The organism is Candidatus Dorea massiliensis AP6 (assembly GCF_964245105.1).
In the GTDB taxonomy this organism is placed as follows: domain Bacteria; phylum Bacillota; class Clostridia; order Lachnospirales; family Lachnospiraceae; genus Laedolimicola; species Laedolimicola intestinihominis.
Genome location: NZ_CAXTKW010000005.1, coordinates 35,829 through 48,744, shown reverse-complemented (window position 1 = coordinate 48,744; position 12,916 = coordinate 35,829). Strand labels below are relative to the sequence as shown.

The window sequence follows — 12,916 nt, the reverse complement described above, 5'->3', positions numbered from 1 at the left end:
TATAAGTGAATAAAATATTTAACAAGAATTAATAAATATATTGACAAAGTACGAGTCAGACGCTTATACTTTAACATGTTGAGAATTGACTGACAACGACAGACTCAACATCCAAATAATGGGAAAACACATAGGAGGAACGTTATGAAAAAGAGAGTACTTAGTCTCATTACTGTACTGGCTATGACCGTCGGCATGCTGGCAGGCTGCGGCGGATCTTCTGACAAGGCTTCTGCGGACACCAAGACAGACGCAGAGTCCACCACAACAGAGGGAGAGGCTTCCCTGGCAGACGTCAAGGTAGGTTTTATCTTCCTGCACGATGAGAATTCCACATATGACCTGAACTTCATGAACGCCGCAAAAGAGGCTTGCGAGAAGCTGGGCGTCGAGTACATGACCAAGACCAATATTCCGGAGGGTCAGGAGTGCTACGAGGCAGCATGCGAGCTGGCGGACGCAGGCTGCAACTTCATCTTCGCAGACAGCTTTGGACATGAGGATTACATGATTGAGGCAGCCAAGGAGTATCCGGAGGTACAGTTCAGCCACGCAACCGGAACCAAGGCGCATACAGAGAATCTGGACAATTTCCACAATGCATTCGCTTCCATCTATGACGGACGTTACCTGGCAGGTATCGCCGCAGGCATGAAGCTGAATGAGATGATTGACAATGGCGATATTACCGCAGAGCAGGCTAAGATCGGTTACGTCGGAGCATTTACCTACGCAGAGGTTATCTCCGGTTACACATCCTTCTTCCTGGGCGCGCGTTCCGTATGCCCGACTGCTACCATGGAAGTAACCTTCACAGGTTCCTGGTACGATGAGACAGCAGAGAAAGAGGGAGCAAACAAGCTGATCCAGGACGGCTGCGTTCTGATCAGCCAGCATGCAGACTCCATGGGAGCTCCGACCGCATGCGAGACCGCAGGCGTACCGAACGTATCCTACAATGGAAGCACCGAGAGCGCATGCCCGAACACCTTCCTGGTATCCTCCAGAGTAAACTGGGAGCCGTACTTTGAGTACGCTATCAACTGCGTAGCAAACGGAGAGGCCATCGACGCTGACTGGACAGGAACCCTGGCAACCGGTTCTGTAGAGCTGAGTGCTCTGGGAAGCGCAGTGGCAGAGGGAACACAGGAAGCCATCGACGAGGCAAAGGCCAAGATCGAGTCCGGCGACCTGCATGTATTTGATACTTCTACCTTCACCGTAGAGGGCCAGGAGCTGACCAGCTACGAGGCAGATGTAGATACCGATGCAGAGTACACACCGGATCATGAGGTCGTAAGCGACGGATACTTCCATGAGTCTGAGTACCGTTCTGCTCCGTACTTCAATGTAAATATCGACGGCATCGATCTTCTGGATACCGCATTCTAATACGGGCCTGGACGCTTACGCTTAAGTAAAAAGCACAGGGCGGCGCAGCAGCGAATATGCCGCGCCGTCCTTTTGATCCGTTTTGCGGATCCGTCATAAACGAGGGAAGGAAACAAAAGATGGAAACCAAAGTAGCCGCAGTTTCAATGAAAAATGTTACAAAGACCTTTGGCTCTGTAGTTGCCAATGAAAAGGTAGATCTGGATATCTACAAGGGCGAAATCCTGGCGCTTCTGGGCGAAAACGGAAGCGGAAAAACCACGTTGATGAATATGCTGGCCGGTATCTATTATCCGGATGAGGGCCAGATCTTTATCAATGGAAAGGAAGAGGTCATCAAGACCCCGAAGGACGCCCTGAATCTTGGTATCGGCATGGTGCATCAGCATTTTAAGCTGATCGATGTGCTTACCGCCACAGAGAACATTATCCTGGGTCTGGAGGGAAAGCTGAATATCAAAGAGGCTTCGAAGAAAATCGAGGCGATCTGTGAGAAATATGGCTTCGAGGTAGACCCGAAGCAGAAGATTTATGATATGTCGGTATCCCAGAAGCAGACCGTGGAGATTGTAAAGGTATTGTACCGCGGCGCGGATATTCTGATTTTGGACGAGCCCACCGCTGTGCTGACGCCCCAGGAGACCGAAAAGCTATTCCGTGTCCTCCGGAAAATGCGGGACGACGGCAAGGCCATTATCATCATCACCCATAAGATGCACGAAGTAGAGTCCCTGTCTGACCGTGTGGCAGTCCTCCGGGACGGCAGATACATCGGCAGCATGGCGACCAAAGACACGACCGTCACCGAGATGACCAACATGATGGTGGGTCATGCGGTGACCCTGAATATTGCCCGCCCGGATCCGGTGAATCCGAAGCCGCGTATCGTGGTGAAGGATCTGTCCGTCCGCAGCGAGGATGGTATTCAGAAGTTAAAAAATGTGTCCTTTACGGCAAAGAGCGGCGAGATTCTGGGTATCGCAGGCATTTCCGGCTGTGGGCAGAAGGAGCTTCTGGAGGCCATCGCAGGGTTACAGCCTGTGGAGACCGGAACCATCGAGTATGTGGAGGACGACGGCCACGAGGAGCCTCTGCTTGGCAAAGATCCCCTGAAAATCGCTGAAATGGGCGTGTCCCTCTCCTTCGTGCCGGAGGATCGTCTGGGCATGGGCCTGGTGGCGAATATGGACCTGGCGGATAATATGATGCTTCGTTCCTTCCGAAAGGGCAGAACCCCCTTCACCAACCGCAGACCCTCCAGGAAGCTGGCGGAGTCTGTAGTGAAGGAGCTGGAGGTCGTGACCCCGGGTATCGCCACCCCGGTCCGCCGTCTGTCCGGCGGTAACGTGCAGAAGGTGCTGGTAGGCCGTGAGATTGCTTCCGCCCCCACCGTGCTTCTGACTGCTTACGCGGTAAGGGGACTGGATATCAACTCCTCTTATACCATTTACGATTTGCTCAATGAACAGAAAAAGAAGGGCGTAGCCGTCATTTTCGTCGGCGAGGATCTGGACGTGATGGTAGAGCTCTGCGACAAGATCATGGTGCTCTGCGGCGGCGAGGTCAGCGGCATCGTGGACGCCCGGAAAACCGATAAAAATGAGGTCGGCCTGATGATGACCAGAGTAGGAGGGGACGAGAGCCATGAATAAGAAAGAGCCGTTTTTTCATATCGTAAAAAGGGACGCCCTTCCCTGGTACCAGGCAGTAGGAATCCGGGCAGTGGCCATCGTCCTGGCCCTGGTGCTCTGCGGCATCCTGACCACCATTACCACGGGTATTGATCCCATCGAGGTATATAAGTCCATCTTCACGGGCGCTTTCGGTACCGAGCGGAAGACCTGGATTACCCTGCAGAATCTTTCCATTCTGCTTCTGATCGCCCTGGCCCTGACTCCGGCCTTCAAGATGAAGTTCTGGAACATCGGCGGCGAGGGACAGGTGCTCATCGGCGGCCTGGCTGCAGGCGCCTGCATGATCTGTCTGGGAGATAAGCTGCCGAACGGCGTGCTGATTCTGGTCATGGTGCTGGCCAGCATTGCGGCAGGCGCGTTCTGGGGCTTCGTTCCGGCCTTTTTCAAGGCGAAATGGAACACCAACGAGACCCTGTCCACCCTGATGATGAACTACATCGCCACTCAGCTTGTAGCCTTCTACACAATCGTCTGGGAGGTTCCGAAGGGATCCGGTAAGATCGGTATTATCAACCAGAACAGCAATGCAGGGTGGCTTCCCCAGATTTTCGGCTCCAAGTACCTCTTAAGCATCGTCGTTGCCATCGTTGTGACCTTACTTATGTACATCTACCTGAATTACAGCAAGCAGGGCTACGAGATCTCTGTCGTGGGTGAGAGTGAGAACACTGCGAAATACGTTGGCATCAAGGTGGAGAAGGTCATCGTCCGTACGATGCTTCTCTCGGGCGCTGTATGTGGCCTGGTGGGCCTTCTGCTGGTGGGCGGTATCAATCATACCATCACCACCACCATCGCGGGCGGCCAGGGCTTTACGGGCGTTCTGGTGTCATGGATGTCCAAGTTCAATCCGCTGACCATGGTATTCTCCAGCTTCCTGATTATCTTTATGGACCGCGGCGCAGGCGAGATTTCCACTGCCTTCGGCCTGAATCATTCCTACGCCGATATCCTGACCGGAATCATTCTGTTCTTCATCATCGGCTGCGAATTCTTTATCAGCTACAGACTGCAGTTCCGTAAAAAAGCAGAAAAGGAGGTACAGTAATCATGTGGAATTTCTTACTTGCGTTTATTCCGAGAGCCGTCGTACAGGGCGTCCCCCTTCTCTACGGAAGCACCGGAGAAATCATTACCCAGAAATCCGGTAACCTGAATCTGGGAATCCCAGGCGTCATGTACGTGGGCGCCATCAGCGGCGTCATCGGTTCCTTCCTTTACGAGAGCTCCACAGCGAATCTGAATCCGGCGCTTGCCATTCTGATTCCCATGCTGTGCTGTCTCTTAGGGTCTCTTCTGATGGGGCTACTGTACTGCTTCCTGACCGTAACCCTGCGGGCCAATCAGAACGTAACCGGTCTGGCCATGACCACCTTTGGCGTGGGCTTCGGCAACTTCTTCGGCGGTTCCTTAATCAAACTGGTAGACGCCGACGTGCCTTCCATTGCCTTAAGCGCCACCAGCAGTTACTTCAGCAAATCCCTGCCCTTTGCATCGAAAATGGGATGGTTTGGCAAGCTGTTCTTATCCTACGGCTTCCTGGCTTACCTGGCAGTTATCATCGCGCTGGCAGCGTCCTATTTCCTGAATCATACCCGGAAAGGCCTGCATCTGCGGGCGGTGGGAGAAAACCCGAATACCGCGGACGCCGTGGGTATCAACGTATCCAAATATAAATACGTCGCCACCTGCGTGGGCTGTATGATTGCGGGTCTCGGCGGACTCTACTACGTCATGGACTACGCCTGCGGCGTCTGGTCCAACGACGCCTTTGGCGACAGAGGCTGGCTTGCCATCGCCCTGGTGATCTTTACCATCTGGAGACCGAACTTAAGCATCCTGGCATCCTTCCTGTTCGGTGGCCTGTACATCCTGTATCTGTACATCCCAACAGGCATGGATCATATGGAATATCAGGAGCTTTACAAGATGATTCCCTATGTGGTAACCCTGGTGGTACTGGTGGTCACCAGCGTCCGAAGCAAGCGGGAAAATCAGCCGCCTGCCAGCCTTGGAGTTCCGTATTTCCGGGAAGAACGGTAAAAGTAAAAATATGTGTGGTATCTGCCGAAAAAGCTACGGAAAATGTGTCAAAAATGCTGAATTTATAGGGAATACAGAGCCTTCTGCTTGCCTTTGCGGCTGAAATCCAGTATAATATCAGATTGGATTGCGTAAAAACACAATTTCAGAAAAGTGGAGAAACACATGATTACATTAAACGATTATCTGTATTCCGGCGACACGGTGATGCGGATACTGAAGAAATACAAACGGGATCTGGGGCGTGACGCTGCGTTGACCGGCAATGAGATCGACATGATTCACTGTGATTTCCTGCAGAGCATTATCGATCTGTTGGAGCACAATGAATTCCTGACCGCCCAGTCCCAGAAAATCCGGGAGTTTTATATGTATATGGCCAAGCAGTACCCCTGGCTGGCCTTTACCTTCAAGGGCCGCATCAAATCCCTGATCAGGGCTGAGGAAAAATTCAACGGCTATATTGTCAAGGACAGCTACAAGTACTATATGGCAAACGGCGAATACCCGCCGGTGGAGGAGCTGCGGAAGCGTCTGGTCAAGTTCCGTGACCTGATCGCCTACCGCATCGTCATATCCATGCCGAAGTGTCATGTGGAGCAGGGAAAGGATAAGGCGGAGGAAGAGCTGAAATGCCTCTATGAGATCGCGAATGTGCTGCCCGGCTTCCTCACAGAGCGCGGTTTCACGGCTCAGGTGACCGGCGGCGTAAAAAGGAGCAATTCGCCGCTTCTGGATGAGAATAACAAGGATTATTACCGGGATTACATCTCCAATAAGAATCGGTCGGAGTATGAGTCCCTGCATATCACCTTCTTTGACAGTAGCGCCAACTGCTATATGGAGGTACAGATCCGTACGAAAGAGATGGATGATATCGCGGAGATCGGCATTGCCAATCATGTGGCCTACGAGAAGCGACAGGAGCGGGAGCGCGCCCGCCGGCACGAGATCCCCGAGGGCGAGTGCGTCTGGTTTGACGAGGCTTATGAGCGGGGCATGCTGCTTCAGCAGCTGGATCTGTCCAAGGTGGATGTGAACATGTTTGGCGCGGCCAATAACAGCCTCATCAATGATGGATGCGGGCTGTTCCGCGGCAGACAGATTTTGCCTTATGAGCATTTGTCACGGTTTCAGAATGATCAGATCGATTAGAATAGAGAAAACGGACGACGAGAGGAAGGACCGCGGGATTTTCTTCTGGAGTGTTCGGACGTTTCACGGACAGGTATCTGTCTGGCTCGGACTTAAAAGTCCGCTCCAGTCAGACACCAATCCGTGAAAAGCCGGACACACGCTTAGAAGAAATTCCCGCGGTCCTTCCTCTCGTCTGGTTTCACAGACACAAAAAGGACTCTCGCATAAACGAGAGTCCTTACGCACTATGTATTTACGCGTCAATCTGTGAGATAGCGTCCACGATCTGCTTGTGCTTCTCATCCACCGCAGTCCAGAGTCCCATATCGGTCAGGGGCTTGTCTCCGCGCAGGGCCTCTGTCAGCTCGGAGCTGACGGTATAGAGGGCGTCGAATCCCAGATTCAGCGCGATACCCTTCAGCGTGTGCGCCGCGCGGAACGCGGTGGCCCAGTCCCGGTTCGTAATGGCTTCAGCCAGCTCTTTGCAGGTGCCGTCATCCACATATTTCAGAACAAACTTCTTCACCAGTGCTTCGCTGGGAAGTCTCGAAAGTGTCTGCTCATAGTCGCCGCCCACAGCGGCATAGAACTGTTCAAGTGTCATAATTCAAATCTCCTGTGTATATTCTTATGTAAAGTACATTCCCTTTTTCCATCATACTCCGGATACAGGAAAAATTCAATTACAAAATAATTACAAAATACGTCTTAAGAGTATCTTTTTCCGGGGTTCCGGTGTATAATAAAAAAGATACAGACAGGAGGCAGATAAATGCGGGAACAGGATAAGATGACGATGGAACAGGCAGAAGCCAAGATGGGCTGCCTGCGGGAGGTATTCCCGTTTGTGAGATTGGTAAAGGGAAGTGTTCTGAAGGACAGGGAGCGCGAGCCGGCGGAGGGACTCCCCAGGGCCTGTCAGTGCTACGAATTCTGGAAGAAAGACAAGCCCTGTGAAAATTGTATATCCAGAGATGTGCTGGACAGCCAGGGCGAGGAAAGTAAGATAGAGTTTATCGACGATCAGATGTATCAGGTATTCTCCCGGTACGTGGAGATAGATGGAGAACCCTATGTCATGGAAATGATTAAGGATCTGGATGAGAGAACCCTGCTGGATTCTGAGGGCTACGAGAAGCTGCTGAGCCATCTGACTGTCTACAACGAGAAGCTGTACAAGGACGCCCTGACCGGCGCTTATAACCGCCGTTTCTATGAGGATGAAGTCAAAGACATGAAAGGCCCTGCAGGTGTGGCAGTTATCGATTTGGACGATTTCAAGATCTACAACGACACCTACGGTCACCATGCGGGTGACCTGGCACTGGAGACTGCCGCTGATATCATCCGGCGTTATGTCCGAAAGTCCGACATGCTGATCCGCTATGGCGGAGATGAATTTCTGCTGATCCTGCCGGATATCCAGTCCGATATTTTTGCGGCCAAGCTGAAAATAATTCAGGAGCGCATCTACGAAGCCACCATAGCAGGCTATAACCGCTTACAGATGTCTGTCAGCATCGGCGGCGTCATGTTCAATAGCGGCGATATCAAGGAAGCCGTGTCCCGGGCGGACAAGCTCATGTACCGCGCCAAGAAGCGGAAAAATATGGTTGTTACCGAGTGGGATGTCAAGGATAATCCAAAAAAAGCGCCGGAGGAAGAAAGCGAAGATCTGCGCCAGCAGATTCTGATCGTTGACGACTCGGAGATGAACCGCGCTATTTTGACTGAGATTCTGCAGAAGGACTACCGTATCCTGAATGCGGAAGACGGTGAGCAGTGTATCGAAATCCTGGAACAGAAGGGTACTGCCATTTCCCTGATTCTCCTGGATTTGGTGATGCCGAAGATGGACGGCTTTGAAGTTCTTGCCGTTATGAATAAAAAGCAGTGGATTGAGGATATTCCGGTTATCATGATTTCCAGTGAAGATTCCGCCAAGTTCATTCAGAAGGCCTACGAATTCGGAGTTACTGACTATATCGGACGTCCCTTCGACGCGAAGGTTGTATACCAGCGCGTGTTCAACACCATCAAGCTCTATGCCAAGCAGCGCCATCTCCTGAGCCTGATTACCCGCCAGATTTACGAGAAAGAGCATAGCAACCGTATTATGATCACGATTTTGAGCCAGATCGTGGAGTTCCGAAACGGCGAGAGCGGCCCGCACGTGATGCACATCAATATTCTGACAGAGCTGTTACTGGAGCAGCTGATGAAGCGCAGCAACGATTACCATATGACCTGGTCGGAGCAGCAGATGATTGTAACGGCTTCCTCCCTGCACGATATCGGTAAAATCGGTATCGCGGAATCCATTCTGAACAAACCGGGCAGATTGACGGATGAAGAATTTGAAATCATGAAGACCCATACGTTGATCGGAGCTTCCATACTGGAGAAAATGGAGCTTTACCAGGATGAGCCGCTGGTTCAGATTGCCCGTGATATCTGTCGCTGGCACCACGAGCGCTATGATGGCCGTGGCTATCCGGACGGCCTGAAGGGCGATCAGATCCCCATATCCGTCCAGGTGGTGGCGCTGGCGGATGTGTATGACGCCCTGGTCAGCGAGCGTGTATACAAAAAAGCTTACTCCCATGAGCAGGCGCTCCGGATGATCCTGAACGGAGAATGCGGCGCGTTCAATCCGTTGCTTCTGCAGTGCCTCATGGATATCAAGGACAAGATTAAGTGGGAGCTTGCGAGTGGCATGACGGAGGATTATGCGCGGTGGGAAGACATGGCGGAAGTTTCTGAGATATCCACGGAATCCATAAAGAAGCTGACAGACTAAACCAGCTTCTTCCTTAGCAACTCCGGATTCGTCGCGTAAATCAGCGCCGTATCCTTTGAAATCACGCCCTTCTGACAGAGTGCCAGAATGCTGGCGTCCATCGATACCATATCTTCCCGGTTCGACGAATACAGCAGTCCGTCGATCTGTGGCACTTTATTATCACGGATCATATTTCGAATCGCCGGAGTTACCGTCATAATCTCAAAAGCGGGAACCATCCCTCCATCCACGGTGGGCAGCAGCTGCTGCGATACGACAGCGTTCAGAACGGTGGAAAGCTGAATCGCGATCTGCCGCTGCTGGCTGGGCGGGAAGACGTCGATGATGCGGTCAATGGTATTGGCGGCGCCGATCGTGTGAAGGGTGGACAGCAGCAGATGACCGGTTTCGGCGGCTGTCATAGCCACGTTGATGGTCTCGTAATCACGCATTTCCCCGAGAAGGATGACGTCGGGGCTCTGGCGGAGCGCCGCACGGAGAGCTGTCACGTAGTTTTCCGTGTCCACGTGGATCTCCCGCTGGCTCACGATGGAGCGGTTATGGCGGTGCAGAAATTCCAGCGGATCCTCCAGCGTGATGATATGCGCATCCCGTGTCTGATTGATGTGATCGATCATGCAGGCCAGGGTTGTGGATTTTCCGCTGCCTGCCGGGCCTGTAATCAGAATCATGCCGCTTCCGGATGCGGTGGAATTGATGATATACGGCGGAATTCCCAGGTCTGTGTAGTCCGGCAGCTGGAAGGTGATCACACGGATCACGGCTGAGAGCGCTCCGCGCTGCTTGTAGGCGCTGACACGGAAGCGGGACACGCCCTGAATCGCGAAGGCGAAGTCGTCGTCGCCGTGTTCGTGCAGGGCCGTCATATCCCGGCTGCCTGCCAGCCTGTAGATGTTGTTCAGCAGATCTTCTGTATCCGGCGGCAGCAGCCGTTCTTCATTTATCTGATAAAGCGTACCGTTTTTGCGGAAAGAGCAGGGAAGACCTGCCACAATAAACACATCCGACGCATTTTCCCCCACTGCCTGTTTTAAAATCGTAACAATATCCATAGTGATCCTCCCTGAATTTTCAGTCTTCATTGGAAATCCCGATTCCCGGTGAACCGGAAGTGGAATTCCAGTCCCCGGTGCTGATGGTCTGCCAGGCGGAGATTACATATCCGTCCGTGCCGTCCGGGGAAAGCTCCACGAAAAGCGCCTGGCGATCGCTGATTTGCACCTGAAAGCTGAGGCTTTCCGTCATATGTTTCAATTCCCCGGCTGCGTCCAGCGACGCGATCTGCTCCTCTGCCTGATTGCAGGCGGCATAGTAGGCTGTCCGCCGGTCTGCCAGCTGTCTGCTGAAACGGTAATCGCTCTGGGCGCCGGTAAGAGTCAGCATCGCGAATATCACCAGGCAAAGCACCAGAAAGACCACCAGAAGGGAAGAAGATCCGATGCTCAGAAAGGGAACACTTTTTTTCTCCTTATTCATCCGCGGTTCCTCCCGATAAATAGTGAACGGTCTCCAGCCGGTAAATTTCCGCTGAAGAATTCTTTTTTGTCATAATCGCTTTGCAGCGCAGCAGCTTTCCGCGTTCGGAAAAGTCCGCTGTCAGCAGATATGCCGCTGCGTCCGCGTCTGCCGCGCAGGGCTGAAGCTCCGCGTCAAATCCCACAGCTACTGTGAAAACGGAATCATTATCCGAAGCCGGATTCTCGGCTGCTGCGTCCGCGTACAGGGCAGCCAGCTTTTCTGCGGCGTCTGCCGCGGTTCCGGCATTGCTTCCGATCTCCGCTGCGTCCGAGCAGGCGGACACCGCCGTATGCAGCGCCCGGGCGTCCCGGCTTAAGGTATGGGCCCGCACAAAGATCTGTATGCAGATTGCGCTTGCCACCGAGAAAAACAGAATGGAAAAAATCAGCTCCAGCAGAAACAGGCTGGATGTGCGGGGGCGATGTGTCATTTTCATGAAGCTGCGCCCCCTTTCGTGCTTCGTACCTGAACGACAGCCCGGGCAGTCGTGCCGTCCGTATTGGTGCAGGAGAAGGAGAGCAGGCCGTCATCCGGCCTTGTGAAGCTGAGCGACGAGACAGCCAGGATTGCCCTGCCGTCCTCTGCAGACGCGGGCGCGCCGTCCTTTACAAACAGCTCCCGCAAGGCGTCTTCATAGGCGTAGATATAAGTAGTATAGTCCGAATCCCCATAAGACTGCCGGATCTGAAGAGCCTCGCAGCCGTCGAAGGTTCCGATATCGATCTGTCCGTCCGCGTCATTCTGATGTACTTTCTCCGTCAGGTATGCCAGCGCCGTCTCCGCCGTATAGCTCCGGGAAGAATGGATCGCCGTGTCCCGGTAAACGCCGGTAGCCAGCAGAATCACCGATACCGCCGAAAAGGCGAATACGAAGAGCAGGGCCGCCGGAAAAAGAACATCGATGAGATGATGTGGGTCACGCCGTATCTGCATACTCATTTCACCTCCAGAATCGTCACATCCGGATACAGATTGGCTCCGGAGACGTGGTAATCCACGAAAAAGCGGTCATGATCATAGGTCAGTCCGTAATGCTTCGTCAGATATTCCAGGCTTTCGGGGTAAGCGCCCTCCACTGCGTAGCAGTAAGTAATACTCCGGTTCAGGGCTTCCTCAAGGCTGTCCCGCTGCCGCCGGTCCGTATCCGCCGAAAGGGACTGTATCCCCAGATAAAAGCAGAGAAAGATGACCGCGAAGACAGAGACGGACAAAAGCAGCCGAAGCTGTGGCCGGGATTTTTTCTCCGTTTGAAAACGCATGAGCAGCACCTCCTAAAGACTGGACAGGATGCCCATCAGCGGCAGCATCGCAGACAGCAGAATCACGCCCACAATGAGGGACAGGGTGATGACCAGCGTGGGCTCCAGAACCGCCAGGGTCCGGTTCATCCGATCGTCCAGATCCTCCTGGCAGAGATCGGCGATTCGTTCCAGTACCGCATCCAGTTCCCCGGTCCGGGCGCCGATGGAAGCCATCCGCGCGTAGACGCCGGTCAGAATCTGCTCCTGATGCAGGAGAGCCGCCAGATCCTGTCCCTCAGACAGCCCGTTCCGGCAGGCTTCCAGCTTCTTACAGAAATCAGTGTCTTCGATCAGCCGCTCTGTCAGCTCCAGACTCTGTTCCTGGGTGAGACCGCTTTTCAGGGAGATAGCCATTCCGCTGGCAAAGCGGCAGACAGAAAGCTGCTCCTGCATGGACCGGATCCGTGAAAAACGAAGTCCGATTTTCCGGAAAAACCGCCGTCCGCCCGCGGTGTGTGTTCCGGCAAAGGCCGCCGCGATTACCAGCAGAAGAAGTACAATGAACAGGATGGAATACCGGTTGAGCGCTGTGCCGAGTCCCATAAGCGCCCGGGAAAATCCGGTCATCTCCGTACCCAGCTGCCGGAACACCTGCTGGAAGATGGGCATGACCTTTACAAGTAAAATGACGATGACTGCTGCCATCATGGCTGACATAATAAGCGGATAGGTCAGGGCATTTTTAACATTGCGGCTTATGGCTTCCTCACGTTCATAGTGGAGCGACAGAGCCTTCATGACCTCGTCCAGGGTACCGGTCTGTTCGCCGAGCTCCGTCATGGAGAGAAGATAGGCGGGGAAAAGACCGGCGTCCGCAAAGGCCGTGGCGAGGCTTCCGGTCTCCTGTAAGCGCTCCAGCAGCCTCTGAAGCACCGCCTGCTCCTCCGGGTCCTTACTGTCCTCCAACAGAATGGAAATTCCTTCCAGAGAGGAAATGCCGGAGTGCAGGATAAGACTCAGCTGCCCGCAGAAGGCTGCCAGCTCCGGATTGGAAAATGCTTTCTGTTTTATCTTAATTTCGTCCATAA

The 12,916-nt window shown here is 53.3% G+C and carries 13 protein-coding genes; 6 read left to right on the top strand and 7 right to left on the bottom strand.

Features of this window, described 5'->3' with window-relative positions; all coding sequences use genetic code 11:
* The first annotated feature begins 144 nt into the window (after nucleotides 1–144).
* From ACESZP_RS06520 to ACESZP_RS06500, 5 genes are all read left to right on the top strand, one after another.
* Entirely contained in the window at nucleotides 145–1,392 is a 1,248-nt protein-coding gene (locus tag ACESZP_RS06520) for a BMP family ABC transporter substrate-binding protein (protein ID WP_499708445.1), read from the top strand.
* Between the two features lie 146 nt (nucleotides 1,393–1,538).
* Nucleotides 1,539–3,044, top strand: a complete 1,506-nt coding sequence (locus ACESZP_RS06515; RefSeq protein WP_499708443.1) for an ABC transporter ATP-binding protein — start codon at nucleotides 1,539–1,541, stop codon at nucleotides 3,042–3,044.
* A complete protein-coding gene (locus tag ACESZP_RS06510) occupies nucleotides 3,037–4,134 on the top strand; it encodes an ABC transporter permease (protein WP_158363412.1) in 1,098 nt (365 codons plus the stop codon). Before ACESZP_RS06515 ends, ACESZP_RS06510 begins: the two co-directional genes overlap by 8 nt.
* Nucleotides 4,135–4,136: 2 nt before the next feature.
* Entirely contained in the window at nucleotides 4,137–5,129 is a 993-nt protein-coding gene (locus tag ACESZP_RS06505; RefSeq protein WP_158363413.1) for an ABC transporter permease, read from the top strand.
* Nucleotides 5,130–5,294: 165 nt separating this feature from the next.
* The gene (locus ACESZP_RS06500; protein WP_499708442.1) at nucleotides 5,295–6,284 is read left to right on the top strand and encodes a RelA/SpoT-related domain-containing protein; all 990 of its coding nucleotides are present in this window, start codon (nucleotides 5,295–5,297) and stop codon (nucleotides 6,282–6,284) included.
* A 235-nt stretch (nucleotides 6,285–6,519) separates the two neighbouring features.
* On the opposite strand, the gene ACESZP_RS06495 is transcribed toward ACESZP_RS06500, so the two are convergent.
* Complete coding sequence (locus ACESZP_RS06495; RefSeq protein ID WP_499708441.1) at nucleotides 6,520–6,870, bottom strand: Hpt domain-containing protein; 351 nt, start codon at nucleotides 6,868–6,870, stop codon at nucleotides 6,520–6,522.
* A 168-nt stretch (nucleotides 6,871–7,038) separates the two neighbouring features.
* Between ACESZP_RS06495 and ACESZP_RS06490 the strand changes: the two genes are divergently transcribed.
* Nucleotides 7,039–9,066, top strand: a complete 2,028-nt coding sequence (locus ACESZP_RS06490; protein ID WP_499708440.1) for a diguanylate cyclase — start codon at nucleotides 7,039–7,041, stop codon at nucleotides 9,064–9,066.
* On the opposite strand, the gene ACESZP_RS06485 is transcribed toward ACESZP_RS06490, so the two are convergent.
* Genes ACESZP_RS06485 through ACESZP_RS06460 form a run of 6 tightly spaced genes read right to left on the bottom strand, consistent with a single transcriptional unit; the run spans nucleotide 9,063 to nucleotide 12,914 of the window.
* Complete coding sequence (locus tag ACESZP_RS06485; protein ID WP_499708438.1) at nucleotides 9,063–10,151, bottom strand: type IV pilus twitching motility protein PilT; 1,089 nt, start codon at nucleotides 10,149–10,151, stop codon at nucleotides 9,063–9,065. The two genes, ACESZP_RS06490 and ACESZP_RS06485, sit on opposite strands and share 4 nt — an antisense overlap.
* Nucleotides 10,141–10,545: a hypothetical protein gene (locus ACESZP_RS06480; RefSeq protein ID WP_178038817.1), complete on the bottom strand. Its 405-nt coding sequence runs from the start codon at nucleotides 10,543–10,545 to the stop codon at nucleotides 10,141–10,143. Before ACESZP_RS06480 ends, ACESZP_RS06485 begins: the two co-directional genes overlap by 11 nt.
* A complete protein-coding gene (locus tag ACESZP_RS06475; RefSeq protein ID WP_499708436.1) occupies nucleotides 10,538–11,023 on the bottom strand; it encodes a hypothetical protein in 486 nt (161 codons plus the stop codon). The genes ACESZP_RS06480 and ACESZP_RS06475 overlap by 8 nt, the downstream gene beginning before the upstream one ends.
* Complete coding sequence (locus ACESZP_RS06470) at nucleotides 11,020–11,526, bottom strand: DUF4860 domain-containing protein (RefSeq protein ID WP_349165180.1); 507 nt, start codon at nucleotides 11,524–11,526, stop codon at nucleotides 11,020–11,022. The genes ACESZP_RS06475 and ACESZP_RS06470 overlap by 4 nt, the downstream gene beginning before the upstream one ends.
* A complete protein-coding gene (locus ACESZP_RS06465; protein WP_349165182.1) occupies nucleotides 11,523–11,846 on the bottom strand; it encodes a hypothetical protein in 324 nt (107 codons plus the stop codon). The genes ACESZP_RS06470 and ACESZP_RS06465 overlap by 4 nt, the downstream gene beginning before the upstream one ends.
* Before the next feature lie 12 nt (nucleotides 11,847–11,858).
* Nucleotides 11,859–12,914, bottom strand: coding sequence for a type II secretion system F family protein (locus tag ACESZP_RS06460; RefSeq protein ID WP_499708434.1), 1,056 nt, complete (start codon nucleotides 12,912–12,914; stop codon nucleotides 11,859–11,861).
* Nucleotides 12,915–12,916: the final 2 nt, after the last annotated feature.

Excerpts from the sequence above, each read along its gene's own strand:
- ACESZP_RS06520 (WP_499708445.1), top strand. The coding sequence starts at position 145 with ATGAAAAAGAGAGTACTTAGTCTCATTACTGTACTGGCTATGACCGTC.
- ACESZP_RS06515 (WP_499708443.1), top strand. The coding sequence starts at position 1,539 with ATGAAAAATGTTACAAAGACCTTTGGCTCTGTAGTTGCCAATGAAAAG.
- ACESZP_RS06510 (WP_158363412.1), top strand. The coding sequence starts at position 3,037 with ATGAATAAGAAAGAGCCGTTTTTTCATATCGTAAAAAGGGACGCCCTT.
- ACESZP_RS06505 (WP_158363413.1), top strand. The coding sequence starts at position 4,137 with ATGTGGAATTTCTTACTTGCGTTTATTCCGAGAGCCGTCGTACAGGGC.
- ACESZP_RS06500 (WP_499708442.1), top strand. The coding sequence starts at position 5,295 with ATGATTACATTAAACGATTATCTGTATTCCGGCGACACGGTGATGCGG.
- ACESZP_RS06495 (WP_499708441.1), bottom strand. The coding sequence starts at position 6,870 with ATGACACTTGAACAGTTCTATGCCGCTGTGGGCGGCGACTATGAGCAG.
- ACESZP_RS06490 (WP_499708440.1), top strand. The coding sequence starts at position 7,039 with ATGCGGGAACAGGATAAGATGACGATGGAACAGGCAGAAGCCAAGATG.
- ACESZP_RS06485 (WP_499708438.1), bottom strand. The coding sequence starts at position 10,151 with ATGAAGACTGAAAATTCAGGGAGGATCACTATGGATATTGTTACGATT.
- ACESZP_RS06480 (WP_178038817.1), bottom strand. The coding sequence starts at position 10,545 with ATGAATAAGGAGAAAAAAAGTGTTCCCTTTCTGAGCATCGGATCTTCT.
- ACESZP_RS06475 (WP_499708436.1), bottom strand. The coding sequence starts at position 11,023 with ATGAAAATGACACATCGCCCCCGCACATCCAGCCTGTTTCTGCTGGAG.
- ACESZP_RS06470 (WP_349165180.1), bottom strand. The coding sequence starts at position 11,526 with ATGAGTATGCAGATACGGCGTGACCCACATCATCTCATCGATGTTCTT.
- ACESZP_RS06465 (WP_349165182.1), bottom strand. The coding sequence starts at position 11,846 with ATGCGTTTTCAAACGGAGAAAAAATCCCGGCCACAGCTTCGGCTGCTT.
- ACESZP_RS06460 (WP_499708434.1), bottom strand. The coding sequence starts at position 12,914 with ATGGACGAAATTAAGATAAAACAGAAAGCATTTTCCAATCCGGAGCTG.